Raw genomic sequence first — 15,181 nt, 5'->3', positions numbered from 1 at the left:
CTCCGTCAGCTCGTCGCGCCCGCCGGCGGCCAGGCTTTCCTCAGCCGTGATCCCGCGAAGATCGGAGAGGTGTTTTACGGCGCTCTCGGCCGGATCGCCGGCGCTGGATGAAATAGACGCCGAGGATCACCGCCAGGCTGATCAGGCTCAGGTACAGCTGGGCCCGCGTGTCCGCGTCCACGAACAGCATCGACGCGACCACGGCCAGCGTCCCGGCGAGCGTGAGCCGGCTCAGCCACGGGTAGCCCCACATGCGCAGCTTCAGCCGTTCCGGCGCTTCGGCCTCCAGACGGCGCCGCATCCGGAGCTGCGAGCCGGCGATGATCGCGTAGACGAACAACGCGACCGCACCGGCGGAGTTGATGATGAAGTAGAAGATCTTGTCCGGGGACACGAAGTTCATCGCCACGGCCACGTAACCGACCGAAGTGGACACCAGGATCGCCTTCCACGGCACGCCGCGCCGGTTCGTGTCCGCGATCCACTTCGGCGCCCAGCCGTTGCCGCGCAACGCGAACAGCATGCGGGAAGCGGTGTACAGCCCCGAATTCAGCACCGAAAGCACGGCCGTCAGCACCACCGCGCTGACCACCGTCTCGGCGGCGGGGATGCCGAACCGGCCGAACGCGGCGGCGAACGGGCTCGTCGTGGTCGGGATGTCACGCCAGCCGGTGATCATCACCAGCAGTGTCACGGAGCCGACGTAGAACACGATGACCCGCCAGACGATCGACGAGGTCGCCTTGCGCACGGCCGTTTCGGGCTCCCGCGACTCGGCGGCGGCGATGGTGACGATCTCCGCGCCGAAGTAGGAGAAGATCACGATCACCACCCCGTGCACCACCGAGAACGGGCCGTTGGCCAGGAAACCGTCCTGCGCGATGTTGCCGACCGAGAACGATCCGCCGGGCCAGGCCCCGAGCACGAACAGGATGCCCACCACGAGGAACACCACGATCGTGGCGATCTTGACCGACGCGAGCCAGAACTCCGTCTCCCCGAAGGAACGGGCCGAAGCGAGGTTGGTCGCGGTCAGCAGGAGCATCAAGACGAGCGAGAAGATCCATTGCGGTACAACGGGAATCCACGTCTGGAGGATCTTCGCCCCGGCGACCGCCTCGAACGCGACCACGCCGACCCAGAAGTACCAGTACAGCCAGCCGACGGTGAAACCCGCCCAGCCGCCGAGCGAGGTCCGCGCGTATTCCATGAAGGAACCCTGCGACGGCGCGGCCGTCGCCATCTCGCCCAGCATCCGCATCACCAGCACGACGATCAGGCCGCCGATGGCGTAGGACAGGACGGCGGCCGGGCCGACGGTGTGGATCACCGCGCCGCTGCCGATGAACAGGCTCGCGCCGATGATGCCGCCGAGCGCGATCATCCGGACGTGGCGTTGCCGCAGGTCCGGGCGCAGCCCCGCCCGTTCGGTGGTGGTTTCTGCGCCCATTCGCGGTGACCTCCTCGTCTCCAGCGGCGGTGGATCGCGGGATTGTCGCACCGCGCGGCCGGGAGGAAAAGTGTTTGCGCAACCCCCGGTGAACAGGCCGATGTGGACTCTGCCAACCTAGGCACTTCCACCGCGCGTTCCGAGGAGCTCTTCGATGCCGCACGCCGTCCTCCGGTTCCTGCCCGTCGTCGCCCTGGCCGCCGTCGCGCTCGCGGGCTGCTCGGACGAGGCACCCCAGTCGCAGACGGCGCCTCCCGGATCGTCACCGGTGGCGCAGCAGGCCGCCGTTCCGTTTAACGACGCCGACGTCGCGTTCGCGCGGCAAGCCCTCGCGCACCACCAGCAGGGCGTGGATCTGGCTTCCCTGGCCGAAACCCGGGCGACGAACGAGCAGCTGAAAGCGCTCGCGAAGCGGGTCATCGACACGCACGAACCGGAGATCGCGCGGCTGTCCGGGCTCATCGAGGCGTGGGGTCAGCCCGCGCCGGACGACCCGAACCTCGAGCACATCCAGCGCGACGGGTACCTCAGCCCCGGTGACATGGCGGCACTGGCCGGACTGTCCGGAAAGGACTTCGACCGCCAGTTCGCCGCACGGTTGCTGCGCCAGCGCGAAGCCGGCGTCCGCATCGCCGACGCCGAAACCCAGCACGGCCGCAACCCCGACGCCCGCGATCTCGCCGCGACGACTTCACGTTCGCAGCAGCAGGAGATCAGCGACCTACGGGGCCTCCAGCAGGGTTGAGTCCGTCTGGACCACGTTCGAATTCAGCTGGACGATGTACGCGCCGGTCAGCAGCACCACCGCGCCGGCGGCTTGAACCCAGGTGAGTGCCTCGCCCAGCAGCAGCCAGGCCGCGGTGGCGGCGATCAACGGCTCCACCAGTCCGACGACGCTCGCCACCGACGCTGGGAGATGCCGCAGCGCCGCCATGCCCGTCGCGTAGGCGAGGACGGTCGCGATCAGCACCAGCGCGATCAGCAACGACCACACCGGCGGTTCCCACGGCCCGAACGCCGCCGGGGTGTCGAGGACACCCCATGGGATCGTCCACGGCGGGGCGACCGCGCACACCAGGACCGCACCGATCGTCATCCCCCAGGTGACCATGCCGAGCGGATCGCGGTTCGCGACGCCCCGCTCGCCCAGGAGGAAGTAGCCCGCCGAACAGACGGCCGCGCCCAGCCCGGCGAGCAACCCGAGGACGTCCAGGCTGAGCCCCTCCCAGACCTGCGCGACCAGCATGAGGCCCGTCATCGCCAGCGCGATCCCCGCCCACATCACCCTCGGCAGCCGCACCCGGCGCACGAACCGCACCCACAGCGCGATCAGCACCGGGGAGGTGAACTCGAGCAGGATCGCGATCCCGACCGGGATCCGGCCCGCCGCCAGGAAGTACATGAGCTGGACGCCCGCGACACCGAGCGAGCCGTACGCGAGCAGCAGCGGCCACTCGTTCTTCGTGACTTTGAGGAGCCTCGGCCGGAAGACGGCGACCAGCGCGAGCAGCACGATCGCCGACAGCCCGATGCGGATCGCCGCGACCTGCTCCGGCGACAACCCGGCCTGCATCGCCGGTTTGCCCAGCACACCCGAGGTTCCGAAGAAGACTGCGGCCAGCAGGATCAGCGTGATGCCCCGGCCGCGCCGCGCGACGTGCGGGGCGGGGGCGGCGGCGAGTTCGGCGGTCACGGCCGGAGGGTAGAGGCCGGGTGACCGCGGGTCGACCCGTTTTCCCAGCGGGTGGGCGGGGGCGAGACGGTTGTCCGTGAAGGCCTCCTTGAGGGACCCAGAGTCCCTCAAGGAGGCCTTCACGGACTCGATGATCGCCACGTGTGCCCCACAGGCACCTGCGGTCACAGCGGCCGCGCGTGAAGGGGGCCTTCACGTCAGAAAGAGGTGCCGCCGTCGGTCCAGTCGGTCTGGGCGAAGTCCTCGTCGTCGACGGGAGCGCGACGCGGTTTGCGGACCGGCTCCGGTTCCGGGGGAGCGGCGACCGGCTGCTCGGGTTCGGTGGCTTCGGTGGCTTCGGAGGCCTGGGGTTCGGGCGTGCCGTTCGGCCAGACACAGGGGGAGGTCGCCCCGAGGTAGAACTTGCCGAGGTCGTTCGCCTTGATCGACATGTCGAAGGCATCGCCGGTGTTGCGTGCGAAGACATACTGATCCGTCGGCCGGGCGTCGGTCAGGATCTTGAAGGCGTGCGATTCCCACCACTGCGTGATCGCGGCGAAATGCTCGGCGAACCGTGCGGAGTCCAGGCCGACAATCTCGTAGGTCGCGGAGATCTCGAAGCGGCCCAGTGGACCTTTGTCGGTCGGGTCCGTGCATTCCGAACGGTTCCGCGTGAACGGCTTCAATTCGGCGCCGGCGGGCAACGCCGACAGCGCGCCATGGATGTACTGCTCGACCTTGTCGCGAGCCTGCTGTTCGGTGATCGTCGATTCCATGTCGTCCCCACCTCCAGGGGAACAGGCCGCCAAGAACATCAGCGAGGCGAGGATGAATATGCGGGCCCGGTTCACGTCGTCGGTTTCCCGGCGATGATCTGGCCGAGATTGTTCAGCGACGGGTTGTTGTCTTCCCAGTATTCGCTGTGCGCCTCCGTGCTGTACCCGCCCCACCCGTCCGTGCCCGGCGCCGAGGTGAACACCTGCCCGCCGAAATCCGCGTCGGTCGGATCCTGGCCGAGGATCGGGTCGTAGCCGGCGATCTCGACGTTCGCCAGGTTGATCATGTCGTGTTCGGCCACCGTCGCGTGCACGTGTTTGCCGATCTCGTCCTGATTCACCCCGTCGAGACGCAGTTCGCTCACGCCGTGTGCGCCGACGCCGGGGCTCGCCACGAAGACGAGTTCGTCCGCGGCGAGGCCATCGTCGCCGGCCGCGTGCCCGACGACGGTGGTGCCGTAGCTGTGCCCCAGCACCGTGTTGTGCGAGGGCGGTCCTTGGTGTGTTTCCCGCAGCCCGTCTTGGAACTGCGCGAGGGCCGCCTTGCCGCCGTCGGCGTACTCGGCGCTCGCGGCGTCGGTGATCTCGTTCGGTGCGTCGTAGCCCAGCCAGGTGATCACGGCGGTCGAGGGGGAGCCCGAGGTGGTCGCCGCGGCCCACATCTTGTCCGCCCGGTTGAGATCGCCGCCGATTTTCGACAACTCCGAGCCCGTCCCGGGCACGTAGGTCGCCACGTTCATCGCGGTGTCGGGATTCCCCGCGGAAACGATCGCCTTCCCGTCGCCGCCGGTGTCCAGTCCCAGCAGGAACGCCTGCGGTTCGGACTGGTCCAGCCGCTGTTGGATGGCTTCCAGGCCCTTGACCTTGGGGTCGCCTTGAAGGCGTGCGATCTCGCTGGCGAGGACGGCGCGGTTGGCGGCGTCGCGGTCGGCCGCCGGGATGCCGTCGAGATTGCCGACGAGGCCCGGATTTCCTTGCAGCAGAGCGACTTTCGCCGTATCCGACAGGCTCGCCCACCAAGCCTTGTTGTCGCCGGGGGTGCCGTTCTCCGGCGGGCTGATGATCGACAAACCGCTCTGCGCGGCTCCGGCGTCCGCCGCCTGGGCGAGCGTGCCGCCTTGATCCGTGATCTCGCCATGAAGCGCACGCCGCAGGATCTCGGCGAAATCGGCGTCGACGTCGGCCGCGCGGCGCAAGCCCTGTTCGACCCTGTCGGCCAGTTCCGCCCTGACGCGAGCCTGGTCGGGCTGCGGAACGCCGACAGAAATCTCGCCGCCGGGGCCGATGGCCAGGCCGTTCCGGTGGGCCAGCTCGTCGGTCTCCCGTACGAACGCGACGATCCGGTCCAGCGCGATCTGTACTTCGTGAGCGCCTCGCCGGACCGCGGACGCCTCGGCGACGAGCCGCTCCAGGGTCGAGGTCAGCGACGCGCCCCGCGTCGACGCGGCGGTGGCCGCGTCACCGGTCCAGCCCGTGAAGCGGGCCATGGCTTCGACGTCGTCGTTCGCGGCGATGATCTTGGTGCAGCCGTCGTTGAGCGCGTCGGCGACGCGGCCGATCGCGGCCGGATCCCACCGGCGCACGTCTCCCCAGGTGAGCATCAGACGGGAAGTTCCTGCGACGCAGCCAATTCGTTCGAGCGGTAGCTGGCGGCCGCCGCGTCGAGTCGTGCGGAGTAGTCCGCGGTGTTCTCGGCCCAGCCGGGCACCGCGCGGCCCCAGGCGTCCGCGAGCAGGCGGGCCGCTTCACCGGATACGCCACCCGGCAAACCCGCCGCGACGTCGGCGAGCGTGGCCGCGAGGTTCACCTTCCCGACGTCGTCCGAAGCCCGTTTCGCCGCGCTCGACGCCGCGCCGATCGCCTCCAAGGCCACCTCGTACCCACCGGCCATCGCGCTTCCTCCCCGTAGCGTGACGCTGTGTGACCACTCTACGACGCGGGAGGCGGACTCGCGGTTCCCTTCACCCGTCCTTGAAAAGACCGTCGGCGACGTAACCCGAAACGGTGGCGAGGCGCCGCCCTTGCAGACGGAGGGTGTCCAGGGCGAGATCGTCGGGTTCGGCGGACTTGCGCGAGACGAACGAGCCGCCGTACGGATTGCCCGATTCGAGCAGCCGTGGATCGGTGTAGCCGAGGGGCAGGACGATGGCGCCCCAGTGATAGAAGATGTTGTTGGTCGCGAGCACGGTCGACTCGAGGCCGCCGTGCGCGGTGGACGCGGTGGTGAACGATGTCGCGACCTTGTTCACCAGCCTTCCCTTGGCCCACAGGCCACCGGTACTGTCCAAATAGGACTTCAGCTGGGCGGCGGGGCCGCCGAACCGGGTCGGGCTCCCGGCCGCGAACCCGTCGGCCCACTCCAGGTCTTCCAGCGTCGCCGTCTCGTGGTGTGGCCCCGCGTCCACCCACGCCTGCCAGCGCGGATTGCTCGCGACCGCACCGGGCGGGGCGGTTTCGGGAACCGTGCGGACGCGGACGTCGGCTTCGGCCTCGCGGGCGCCGTCGGCCAGCGCCGACGCCAGTTTCGCGGTGTTGCCGGTCGCGCTGTAGTAGACGACGAGGATGCGGGTGCTCACGTCCGCCGACCTTAGGCGAGCGTGCGCACCTGTCTCAGGATCTGGACTCAGTACTTCTTCCAGGGGCTGACGGTGTCGGTCGGCCGCGTCGGGTCGTGGAAACGCGGCTTGTCCAGTTCGTCGCGGCGCAGCGGGACGAGACCGTCGGTGATCGCCTGCATGATCTTGGCGTGCGCGCGGACCCCGGCGCCCGGCCGCTCCGGCTCGACCTCCGACAGATCCACCGGCTCACCGAAGTGCACCTTGAACCGCGGCCGCCGCATGGGAGCGCTCAGCCCGGACTTCGCGAGCGGCACCAGGTCGGCGGGGCCGTTGACGGTCTCCGTGCCCCAGTACACGGCTTCGTGCGCGCCCCACTGGCTGATCGGGATCACCGGCACCCCGGCGGCCAGCGCGAGCCGCGCCGCGCCGGTCTTGCCCCGCTCAGGCCACAGGCCGGGGTCGTGGCTGATCCGGCCCTCGGGGTAGACGATCAGCGGGTCGCGGGTGGTCCGCAGCGCTTCGGTGGCTTCGGCGAACTGGCCGATGGCTGTCGACGCCTGTTTGCGGTCGACCCGCAGATGGCCGCTGACCCGCAGCGCGGGGCCGATGACCGGCGCGTCGAGGATGCCGCCCGCCAGCATGAACCGCGGGTTGATGCCGATCCGTTTGCAGGCCGCCATCAGCACGAACGCGTCGAACACGCCGATGTGGTTGGCCGTCATGAGCAAGGGCCTGCGGCGCAGTTCGGCCGAAACACCGCCGGTCACGGTGAGTTTGCCGACGAAGTTGACCAGCCCCCGGTCGATGTTCAGCATCGTGCGCCAGATGGCCGGGGCGCGGCGAGCCGAATTCTCATCCTGATGCAGCGCGAACATGGGGCAGAGCATGTCATGAACCGCTTTTCACCCGGATGGCCGCTCAAGCTGTGACCTGAGACGAATGTTCCAGGTGTGCTCCGAGTGGCAGCCGGGGCTGGAGGGCCGAGGCGGTTACCGTGGAGGCATGGCTAGCGGGTCGACGACCAGGAAGCGGAGTACGGCGCGAAGCGGCGGCAGCAAGGGGCCGGCGCGAAAGCCGCGTACCCCGGCGAAGCCCAGGTCAACGGCTGCGAGGAAGCCCACTCCACGGCGTCCGGCACTGCGGAAGAAATCGTCCGGCACGTTCGCCAAGGGCGTGCGCGGCACCTGGAATCTGCTCGCGAAGGGGCTCGGCACCCTGGCGCGGACGGTCGGCCGCGGCCGTGAACTCGAACCGGAACACCGCCGGGACGGTCTCGCGCTGGGGCTGATCGCGCTGGCACTGGTGATCGCGTTCGGCGTCTGGTGGCGGGCCGCGGGCCCGATCGGCGGCTGGGTGGAGGTCGGCACGCGCTCGCTGCTGGGTGCCGGAGCCGTGACGCTTCCGCTGGTGCTCACCGTCGTCGCCGTCGCGCTGATGCGGTCGGAACCGATGCCGGAGGCCCGGCCACGGATGGTCATCGGCACCCTGCTGGTGGTCCTGGCGGTGCTCGGCCTGCTGCACATCTTCACCGCGCTGCCCGAGACCAACGACGGCCGGATGTACGCCGGCGGCGTGATCGGCGCGTTCTCCGGCGGCCTGCTGACCATGGGCGTCACCACCTGGGTCGCCGTGCCGCTGCTGGTGCTGGCGCTGTTGTTCGGCACGCTCGTGTTCACGGGGACCCCGGTCCGGGAGATCCCGCACCGCCTGCGGAACTGGGGTCTCGACCCCGAAGAGATCGAAGAGGCCGAGGCCGAGCGCAAGGCCATCCACGACGAACGCGACGCCGTCACCGAGGCCGATCCGAAGTCGGCCCGCCTGCGGAAGCCGTCGCGCCGTCGCCAGGCTTCGGCCGACCACGAGGGCGAACAGCTCGACATCGAGGCCGCGCTGGCCGAAACGCCGACGCCGCTGCGCCCGCCGAAGCCCACTCCCAAGCCTGTCGAGGAGAAGAAGCCGAAGAAGGCCGAGCCTCCGCTGGCGGTCACGAGGACCGTCGAAGGCGACTACAAGCTCCCGCCGCCGGATCTGCTGAAGCTCGGCGACGCGCCGAAGTCCCGCAGCAAGGCCAACGACGCCATGATCGAGGCGATCACCGGCGTGCTGGAGCAGTTCAACGTCGACGCGCAGGTCACCGGGTTCACGCGGGGCCCGACGGTCACCCGGTACGAGGTCGAACTCGGCCCCGGCGTGAAGGTCGAGAAGATCACCGCGCTGACCAAGAACATCGCCTACGCGGTGGCGACCGACAACGTCCGGCTGCTGGCGCCGATCCCCGGCAAGTCCGCGGTCGGCATCGAGGTGCCGAACTCCGACCGCGAGATGGTGCGCCTCGGCGACGTGCTGCGCGCGCCGTCGACGGTCAAGGACAACCACCCGATGGTCATCGGGCTCGGCAAGGACATCGAGGGCCATTTCGTCACCGCGAACCTGACGAAGATGCCGCACCTGCTGGTGGCGGGGTCCACCGGTTCCGGTAAGTCGAGCTTCGTGAACTCGATGCTGGTGTCGCTGCTCGCGCGGTCGACGCCGGACGAATGCCGGATGATCCTGATCGACCCGAAGATGGTCGAGCTGACCCCGTACGAGGGCATCCCGCATCTGATCACGCCCATCATCACCCAGCCGAAGAAGGCCGCCGCGGCGCTGGCCTGGCTGGTGGAGGAGATGGAGCAGCGCTATCAGGACATGCAGGTCAACAAGGTCCGGCACATCGACGACTACAACAAGAAGGTGCGCTCGGGCGAGATCACCGCGCCGCCCGGCAGTGAGCGCGTCTATCAGCCGTACCCGTACATCATGGCGATCGTCGACGAGCTCGCCGACCTGATGATGACCGCCCCGCGCGACGTCGAGGACGCGATCGTCCGGATCACCCAGAAGGCGCGTGCGGCCGGTATCCACCTGGTGCTGGCGACCCAGCGCCCGTCGGTCGACGTCGTGACCGGGCTGATCAAGACGAACGTGCCGTCGCGGCTGGCGTTCGCGACCTCGTCGCTCACCGACTCGCGGGTCATCCTCGACCAGCCGGGCGCGGAGAAGCTCATCGGTATGGGTGACGCGCTGTACCTGCCGATGGGTGCCGGGAAACCGGTCCGCATCCAGGGCGCCTTCGTCGGCGACGAAGAGATCTCCGCGGTGGTGAACTTCGCCAAGGAGCAGGCGCAGCCGGACTATCAGGACGGCGTCACCGCGGCGAAGGCCGGCGAGAAGAAGGAAATCGACTCCGACATCGGCGACGACCTCGACGTCCTGCTGCAGGCCGCCGAGCTGATCGTCACCTCGCAGTTCGGCTCGACGTCGATGCTGCAGCGGAAACTGCGGGTCGGCTTCGCCAAGGCGGGACGCCTGATGGACCTGCTGGAAAGCCGCGGCGTCGTCGGCCCTTCGGAGGGCTCGAAGGCGCGGGACGTGCTGATCAAGCCGGAGGAACTGGAGTCGGTGCTGTTCATGATCCGCGGTGGCGGGGACGGAGGAGGCGGCGACGTCTCCGACGACTGAGTCGGCCCTGGAGGATGCTTCAGGCCATTCTGTGCGGTTTACTGGCGCAGAATAGCCTGAAACTTTGCCAGGGAGATGGTCAGAGTGCTCCGAAGCTTTCGGTTGGGCAACCATCGCTCGTTCCGTGACGAGCAGGAGTTGCTCCTGATGCCCGCGATGCCAGGGGATGACCGCCCGGTGGTTCCGGTGGCGGCCATCTACGGGGCGAACGCCTCTGGCAAGTCGAACCTGCTCGACGGGCTCGCGCTCATGCAGGCGGCAGTGCTCGCGACAGGGTCTCTTGGGATAGGCAGGCGCACGTTCTTCCGGCTCGACGAAGACGGAGCCGTACGGCCATCGACCTTCGTCATCGAACTGGTCACCGAAGGGGTTCGCTACACGTACGGCTTCAGCGTCGACGACGAGGGATTTCGTGAGGAGTGGCTGTACTCCTATCCGGAGAAGCGTCGGCGTGTGCTGTTCGAGCGGAGCGGAGGTGTTTTCAGATTCGGATCCGCGTCGTCTGAGCTGAAGGCCAAATTCGCCGCCCTGGAGGAGCTGATCCGGGGTGATGTGCTCCTGCTGGATTTCTGTTCGCGACTTGAACTAGGCCCCCTCATGCCCGTGTACAGGTGGTTCCAGCAGGGATTGCGCATCAGGCTCCACGAGGACCGATGGTCCTTGCGGCAGGTAGAGGGCAGGGTCGGGGAGTTCCTTTTCAAGGATGAGCGCAATGGCAGTCGGCTGCTGTCGCTGTTGTCGGCCGCGGACGTGGGAATCACGGATGTCGCCGCAGAGCTGATCGACGAGCACGAGGGGAGCAGGGTCCACGGATACGCGACTTTGCGAGGCGCGGAGAAGCCGGCTCGCATCCGGCGACGTTGGCGACTGATGTTTCAGCACGGCGATGCCGGTGCCCCGTTCGAGCTGAATGACGAGTCAGTGGGAACGCGAAACTGGCTTGAGCTCATTCCTTCCGTTCTGGACGTCCTCGACGGAGGTCAGGTGCTTCTGGTCGACGAGATCGACTCAAGCCTGCACCCGATGTTGACCGCGAAGCTCGTCGGTCTGTTCCAGTCCGAGGCGACCAATCCCCACGGCGCCCAGCTCATCTTCACCACGCACGACACCAGCCTTTTGGGAACGATGCTCGGCGACCACGTGCTGGACCGGGACCAAGTCTGGTTCGTCGACAAGAACGCCGAGGGCGCCAGCGAGCTCTACCCACTCACGGACTTCAAGCCGCGCAAGGATCAGAACACCGAGCGCCGCTATCTCGCGGGTGGCTACGGGGCTGTTCCGGTGCTGGGTGACTTCGCCGAGGCGGTGTTGGGTAGATGACCCGCCGGGAGAACAGTGGCCGGAGACTATCGGCGTTCCGGGAGGAGCGAACGTCGATCCTGGTCGTCTGCGGTGCCGAGGCCACGGAGCCCGCGTACTTCGAAGGGCTCAAGCATGCGCGTCGCAACCCAGCCATCACGATCAAGATCAAAGCGAAGCGCGGCGACCCAGAAGCCGTGGTCAAGTACGCCGCGGGGATGCGTGATCGTGCCGAAGGAACGCACGACGAGGTGTGGTGCGTGGTCGATGTCGACGAGTTCGACCTCGACAGGGCGGCGGCGACCGCTCGCAGGCTCCGGATCGACCTCGCGATCTCGAATCCCTGTTTCGAGTTCTGGTTGCTGCTGCATTTCGAGGCGTGTTCGGCGCCGTTGACCTGCTACGGCGACGTGGCGAAACGACTGGTCAAGCACGTGCCGGGATTCAGCAAGTCGGCGTTGCGGTTCGCGGACTACGAGAGCGGGGTCGGATCCGCGGTCCTGCGCGCGAAGAACCACGACGTCGAGCTGGGGCTCGAGCACGGCCGCAACCCGTCCACCGGCGTCTGGGCACTGGTCGAAAAGATCACCTGAGACCCGGTGCAACGGACCGGAGCCTCCGCTACGTCCAGAGCACGTGGACCCCAAGAAGCTGCTCGTCGTCCTCTGCGCCCTGGTCGGCCTCGCGTGCGGAGCCGGTAGCTCCGCCGCGCGTGAAGAACCCGCCGCGAGCAGGCCCCCGGTGGTCCAGCAGGCGCCGGTACAGAAGCCTGTTCAAGGCGCAGTCGAGCTGGGGGAGACCGTCGACCTCAAGGCCGGTGAAACGACCGAGGTCGCGTCGAAGGACGTCAGCATCCGCTTCGCTCGCCTGGTGTCCGATTCCCGCTGCGCAGAGGGAATGGTCTGCGTCTGGGAAGGGGAGGCCGTGATCGAGCTGACCCTGGCCGAACCGGGACGCGGCGAGCGGACGACGGCGGCCCTCGCCTCCACCGGACGAGGTGGCAGTCAGTCCGTCGAGTTCGCCGCCTGCCGGGTGGACCTGGTCGCCGTGAGTTCGGGGGGCGACCAGGTCACCCTGCAGGTGTCCAAGGCCTAGCGAGGGGTGCGGCCACGGTGGCGTGTTGCGAAAGCCACTTTCGCAACCTTCAACGTTGCGAAAGTGGCTTTCGCAACGTGCCGGTGCGCGGGCGGCGGTTTCGCGCGTCTGGATGGACGGCTCGCGGGTGGAGCTCGCGAGCAGCCTCACTGAAGCGCGTTCCCCCAGCCGTCGAGGTACGCGACTTCCGACAGCGGCACGCGCGAAGCGGGCTTGAAGTCCGGCACCGTCGTGTAGGCGACCGGCAGCAGCCCGACCTGCGTGACCTCGGCGGGGATGCCGAGGATTTCGGCCGCCTCCGCCTCGTGGGTCAGGTGGTACGTCGTGAGTGTCGAGCCGAGGCCGCGTGACCGCAGCGCCAGCTGGAAGTTCCACACCGCCGGGAAGATCCCGCCGTAGAAGGCGGCGTCGGCCGCGTTGTCACCGCTGGGCCTGCCGGTCAGGCACGGGATGACGAACACGGGCACCCGGTCGACCACGTCGATCAGATGCTGCCCCGACGCGAACGCCCGCGCCACCGAGGGCTCGGTGATCGCTTCGCCCAGCGCTGCCGCGTTCGCCTCCAGGTAAGCCTTCCCGACGCGCCGGAACAGCTCGGACAGCCGGTCCTTCACTCCCTGATCCCGCACCACGAGCCATCGCCACGCCTGCTGGTTGCCCGGCGTGGGCGCCTGCAGCGCGAGCCGCAGGCACTCTTCGAGCACCTCGGGTTCCACCGGCCGGTCCAGGTCGAGCTTGCGGCGCACCGCGCGCGTCGTGCTGAGCAGGTGGTCGGTGACCGAGGTGTCCATGAGCCGCCTTTCAGAGATGTTCCGCGAGGAAGCGGTCGATCAGCTCGCTGATCGGTTCGAGGTCCTCCTCCAGCGCGAAATGCCCGGTGTCGAAGAGGTGAACCTCCGCCGAGGGAACATCATTCCGGAACGCTTCGGCGCCCGCAGGGACGAAGAACGGGTCGTTGCGGCCCCACACGGCGAGTACGGGTGGTTGGGCCTCGCGCAGCCACGCCTGGAACCGCGGGTACGCGGGCGGGTTGTTCCGGTAGTCCCAGAACAGGTCCAGCATCGCCTCCGTCCGGCCGGGCAGGCCGAGGAAGTACTGGTCCAACAGGTAGTTCGCGGGATCGATGGTCTCCGGATCGCGGGCGCCGGTGTACTGGAACCGGATCTGTGCCGGTTCGAGGATCTCCTCGAATCCGCGCCGCGCCTCGGTTTCGTCGGTCAGGGAAGGGAAGTCCGGCATCGCCGGGCCGAGCCCTTCGACGTAGGCGTTGCCGTTCTGCGTGATGAGCGCCGTCACCTGGGACGGGCGCGAGACGGCCAGCCGCAGGCCGGTCGGGGCGCCGAAATCGAAGACGTAGAGCGCGTAGCGGCGCAGTTCCAGCGCATCCACGAAGCCGCCGATCACCTCCGCGAGCCGGTCGAAGGTGAACGTGAAGCCCTCGGGTGTGACGGTCTGCCCGAAGCCGGGCAGGTCCGGCGCGATGAGCCGCCACCGGCCGGCGAGACGGCGCATCAGCCGTACGAACTGGTGCGAGGACGTCGGGAAGCCGTGCAGCAGGAGCAACACGGGTGCTTCGGGGTCGCCTGCTTCGCGATAGAAGACCTCGACGTCGCCGAGTTCGACCGAACGGTGCCGGATGGTCGCCATGAACACTCCCTAATGGTTAAAACTGCCTTGAACCATTAGTACCTGATAGTGTCAAGGCATGCTCGATCTCGACTCGCTTCCCGGTGACGATCTCGCGGTGAACCTCGCCGACACCATGATGCTCGCCGTCTCCCCGCCGATCGACCTGCTCGACGACGGTCACGCGAAGTTCTGGGCGACTCAGGCTTTGCCCGAAGGTGCCCGGGCGCCTTCGGCCGAGCAGACGAGGCGCCTGCGTTCAGCGGTGCGTGAACTGCTGGAGGCGACCGTGTCCGCACGGGAGCCGGAGGTGTGGGCGGTCGAGCGGGTCAACGCCGCCGCGGCCGCCGTGCCCACCAGCCCGCGGCTGACGGCCGAGGGTGCCAAGACGTCCTGGCACGGCGAGGACGGCGGCGAGATCGCGCTCGCGGCCGTCGCGGTCGCGGCGATCGACCTCGTGTCCGGGCCGCGTGCCACTCAGCTGCGGCGATGCGGCGCGCACGACTGCTCGATGCTGTTCGTGGCGGCCAACAGCAGGCGGGTCTGGTGCACGCCGTCGCTGTGCGGCAACCGCGTCCGGGTCGCCCGCCACGCGAAGAAGAGCTAAAGCTCCAGCAGCATCCGGCTGTTGCCCAAGGTATTGGGCTTCACGTACGGCAGGTCCAGGAACTCCGCGACACCCGGATCGGCCGAGCGCCGCATCTCCTCGTAGACCTCCTGGGTCACCGGAGTGCCGTCGATCTCGACGAACCCGTGACCGGCGAAGAAGTGGGTCTCGAAGGTCAGCACGAACAGCCGTTTCAGCCCGATCTCGCGGGCGAAGCCGATCAGCTGCGCGACCAGTGCGTGCCCGATGCCACGCCCACGGGAGTCCTTGTCGACGGCGATGGTGCGCAGTTCGGCGATGTCCTCCCACAGCACGTGCAGCGCACCGCAGCCGAGCACGTCGTCGCCGTCTTCGACCACCCAGAACTCCTGGACGCTCTCGTAGAGGGTGACGAGTTCCTTCTCCAGCAGCACCGTCCCGGCGTCGGAGTCGACCAGCGCCTTGATCTTGCGGACGTCCGCGATCCGCGCCCGGCGGACGGTGGGGCGGCGGTGCGGGAGGGGGTCTGAGGGCACGTCCACCATTAAGCCATCCCCGGCGCCCCGGCCGGTCGAGGGCTCGCCCGAGCGAGCGATGGCCGACCCCGCGAGCAGGCCA

Annotated in this window: 16 protein-coding genes; 6 read left to right on the top strand and 10 right to left on the bottom strand. The window is 68.5% G+C overall.

What is annotated here, in order from left to right; all coding sequences use genetic code 11:
• Positions 1–40: 40 nt before the first annotated feature.
• Positions 41–1,450, bottom strand: coding sequence for an amino acid permease (locus ACLJQ7_RS14760; protein WP_410648776.1), 1,410 nt, complete (start codon positions 1,448–1,450; stop codon positions 41–43).
• Positions 1,451–1,604: 154 nt separating this feature from the next.
• Between ACLJQ7_RS14760 and ACLJQ7_RS14755 the strand changes: the two genes are divergently transcribed.
• On the top strand, positions 1,605–2,195 hold the full coding sequence (locus ACLJQ7_RS14755) for a DUF305 domain-containing protein (RefSeq protein WP_410648775.1): 591 nt from the start codon (positions 1,605–1,607) through the stop codon (positions 2,193–2,195).
• Here the strand turns inward: ACLJQ7_RS14755 and ACLJQ7_RS14750 are convergent.
• The 6 genes from ACLJQ7_RS14750 to ACLJQ7_RS14725 all read right to left on the bottom strand — a co-directional run bounded on the left by ACLJQ7_RS14750 (position 2,172) and on the right by ACLJQ7_RS14725 (position 7,331).
• A complete protein-coding gene (locus ACLJQ7_RS14750; RefSeq protein ID WP_410648774.1) occupies positions 2,172–3,143 on the bottom strand; it encodes an EamA family transporter in 972 nt (323 codons plus the stop codon). The two genes, ACLJQ7_RS14755 and ACLJQ7_RS14750, sit on opposite strands and share 24 nt — an antisense overlap.
• 197 nt (positions 3,144–3,340) lie before the next feature.
• Entirely contained in the window at positions 3,341–3,898 is a 558-nt protein-coding gene (locus tag ACLJQ7_RS14745) for a hypothetical protein (RefSeq protein ID WP_410648773.1), read from the bottom strand.
• 71 nt (positions 3,899–3,969) lie between these two features.
• Positions 3,970–5,499, bottom strand: a complete 1,530-nt coding sequence (locus ACLJQ7_RS14740; RefSeq protein WP_410648772.1) for an alpha/beta hydrolase — start codon at positions 5,497–5,499, stop codon at positions 3,970–3,972.
• Positions 5,499–5,789: a hypothetical protein gene (locus ACLJQ7_RS14735; RefSeq protein WP_410648771.1), complete on the bottom strand. Its 291-nt coding sequence runs from the start codon at positions 5,787–5,789 to the stop codon at positions 5,499–5,501. Before ACLJQ7_RS14735 ends, ACLJQ7_RS14740 begins: the two co-directional genes overlap by 1 nt.
• 70 nt (positions 5,790–5,859) lie before the next feature.
• Positions 5,860–6,474, bottom strand: a complete 615-nt coding sequence (gene wrbA, locus ACLJQ7_RS14730) for an NAD(P)H:quinone oxidoreductase (protein WP_410648770.1) — start codon at positions 6,472–6,474, stop codon at positions 5,860–5,862.
• A gap of 47 nt (positions 6,475–6,521) precedes the next feature.
• Positions 6,522–7,331: a lysophospholipid acyltransferase family protein gene (locus ACLJQ7_RS14725; RefSeq protein ID WP_410648769.1), complete on the bottom strand. Its 810-nt coding sequence runs from the start codon at positions 7,329–7,331 to the stop codon at positions 6,522–6,524.
• Positions 7,332–7,629: 298 nt separating this feature from the next.
• Here ACLJQ7_RS14725 and ACLJQ7_RS14720 point away from each other — a divergent pair, with 298 nt between their 5' ends.
• The 4 genes from ACLJQ7_RS14720 (at position 7,630) to ACLJQ7_RS14705 (ending at position 12,351) form a co-directional block, all read left to right on the top strand.
• On the top strand, positions 7,630–9,957 hold the full coding sequence (locus ACLJQ7_RS14720; protein WP_410648768.1) for a DNA translocase FtsK: 2,328 nt from the start codon (positions 7,630–7,632) through the stop codon (positions 9,955–9,957).
• A 75-nt stretch (positions 9,958–10,032) separates the two neighbouring features.
• Entirely contained in the window at positions 10,033–11,277 is a 1,245-nt protein-coding gene (locus tag ACLJQ7_RS14715; RefSeq protein WP_410648767.1) for an AAA family ATPase, read from the top strand.
• Positions 11,274–11,849 carry an RloB family protein gene (locus tag ACLJQ7_RS14710; protein ID WP_410648766.1) on the top strand — a complete coding sequence of 192 codons (576 nt, stop codon included), beginning with the start codon at positions 11,274–11,276 and terminating at the stop codon, positions 11,847–11,849. The genes ACLJQ7_RS14715 and ACLJQ7_RS14710 overlap by 4 nt, the downstream gene beginning before the upstream one ends.
• Positions 11,850–11,892: 43 nt before the next feature.
• Positions 11,893–12,351, top strand: coding sequence for a hypothetical protein (locus ACLJQ7_RS14705; RefSeq protein ID WP_410648765.1), 459 nt, complete (start codon positions 11,893–11,895; stop codon positions 12,349–12,351).
• A gap of 146 nt (positions 12,352–12,497) precedes the next feature.
• Here ACLJQ7_RS14705 and ACLJQ7_RS14700 read toward each other — a convergent pair whose 3' ends face one another.
• Both ACLJQ7_RS14700 and ACLJQ7_RS14695 read right to left on the bottom strand, forming a co-directional pair.
• Positions 12,498–13,142 carry a nitroreductase family protein gene (locus tag ACLJQ7_RS14700; protein ID WP_410648764.1) on the bottom strand — a complete coding sequence of 215 codons (645 nt, stop codon included), beginning with the start codon at positions 13,140–13,142 and terminating at the stop codon, positions 12,498–12,500.
• Between the two features lie 10 nt (positions 13,143–13,152).
• Positions 13,153–13,998 carry an alpha/beta fold hydrolase gene (locus tag ACLJQ7_RS14695; RefSeq protein ID WP_410648763.1) on the bottom strand — a complete coding sequence of 282 codons (846 nt, stop codon included), beginning with the start codon at positions 13,996–13,998 and terminating at the stop codon, positions 13,153–13,155.
• A 58-nt stretch (positions 13,999–14,056) separates the two neighbouring features.
• Here ACLJQ7_RS14695 and ACLJQ7_RS14690 point away from each other — a divergent pair, with 58 nt between their 5' ends.
• Positions 14,057–14,584 carry a CGNR zinc finger domain-containing protein gene (locus ACLJQ7_RS14690; protein WP_410648762.1) on the top strand — a complete coding sequence of 176 codons (528 nt, stop codon included), beginning with the start codon at positions 14,057–14,059 and terminating at the stop codon, positions 14,582–14,584.
• Here the strand turns inward: ACLJQ7_RS14690 and ACLJQ7_RS14685 are convergent.
• Complete coding sequence (locus ACLJQ7_RS14685) at positions 14,581–15,108, bottom strand: amino-acid N-acetyltransferase (protein ID WP_410648761.1); 528 nt, start codon at positions 15,106–15,108, stop codon at positions 14,581–14,583. The genes ACLJQ7_RS14690 and ACLJQ7_RS14685 overlap by 4 nt on opposite strands.
• Between the last annotated feature and the right edge of the window lie 73 nt (positions 15,109–15,181).

Source organism: Amycolatopsis sp. cmx-4-54, assembly GCF_046548895.1.
GTDB lineage: Bacteria > Actinomycetota > Actinomycetes > Mycobacteriales > Pseudonocardiaceae > Amycolatopsis.
Note: the sequence above shows the minus strand (reverse complement) of the source record. Positions and strands in the feature narration are given on the sequence as shown.

Excerpts from the sequence above, each read along its gene's own strand:
- ACLJQ7_RS14760 (WP_410648776.1), bottom strand. The coding sequence starts at position 1,450 with ATGGGCGCAGAAACCACCACCGAACGGGCGGGGCTGCGCCCGGACCTG.
- ACLJQ7_RS14755 (WP_410648775.1), top strand. The coding sequence starts at position 1,605 with ATGCCGCACGCCGTCCTCCGGTTCCTGCCCGTCGTCGCCCTGGCCGCC.
- ACLJQ7_RS14745 (WP_410648773.1), bottom strand. The coding sequence starts at position 3,898 with ATGGAATCGACGATCACCGAACAGCAGGCTCGCGACAAGGTCGAGCAG.
- ACLJQ7_RS14740 (WP_410648772.1), bottom strand. The coding sequence starts at position 5,499 with ATGCTCACCTGGGGAGACGTGCGCCGGTGGGATCCGGCCGCGATCGGC.
- ACLJQ7_RS14735 (WP_410648771.1), bottom strand. The coding sequence starts at position 5,789 with ATGGCCGGTGGGTACGAGGTGGCCTTGGAGGCGATCGGCGCGGCGTCG.
- ACLJQ7_RS14725 (WP_410648769.1), bottom strand. The coding sequence starts at position 7,331 with ATGTTCGCGCTGCATCAGGATGAGAATTCGGCTCGCCGCGCCCCGGCC.
- ACLJQ7_RS14715 (WP_410648767.1), top strand. The coding sequence starts at position 10,033 with ATGGTCAGAGTGCTCCGAAGCTTTCGGTTGGGCAACCATCGCTCGTTC.
- ACLJQ7_RS14710 (WP_410648766.1), top strand. The coding sequence starts at position 11,274 with ATGACCCGCCGGGAGAACAGTGGCCGGAGACTATCGGCGTTCCGGGAG.
- ACLJQ7_RS14700 (WP_410648764.1), bottom strand. The coding sequence starts at position 13,142 with ATGGACACCTCGGTCACCGACCACCTGCTCAGCACGACGCGCGCGGTG.
- ACLJQ7_RS14695 (WP_410648763.1), bottom strand. The coding sequence starts at position 13,998 with ATGGCGACCATCCGGCACCGTTCGGTCGAACTCGGCGACGTCGAGGTC.
- ACLJQ7_RS14690 (WP_410648762.1), top strand. The coding sequence starts at position 14,057 with ATGCTCGATCTCGACTCGCTTCCCGGTGACGATCTCGCGGTGAACCTC.
- ACLJQ7_RS14685 (WP_410648761.1), bottom strand. The coding sequence starts at position 15,108 with ATGGTGGACGTGCCCTCAGACCCCCTCCCGCACCGCCGCCCCACCGTC.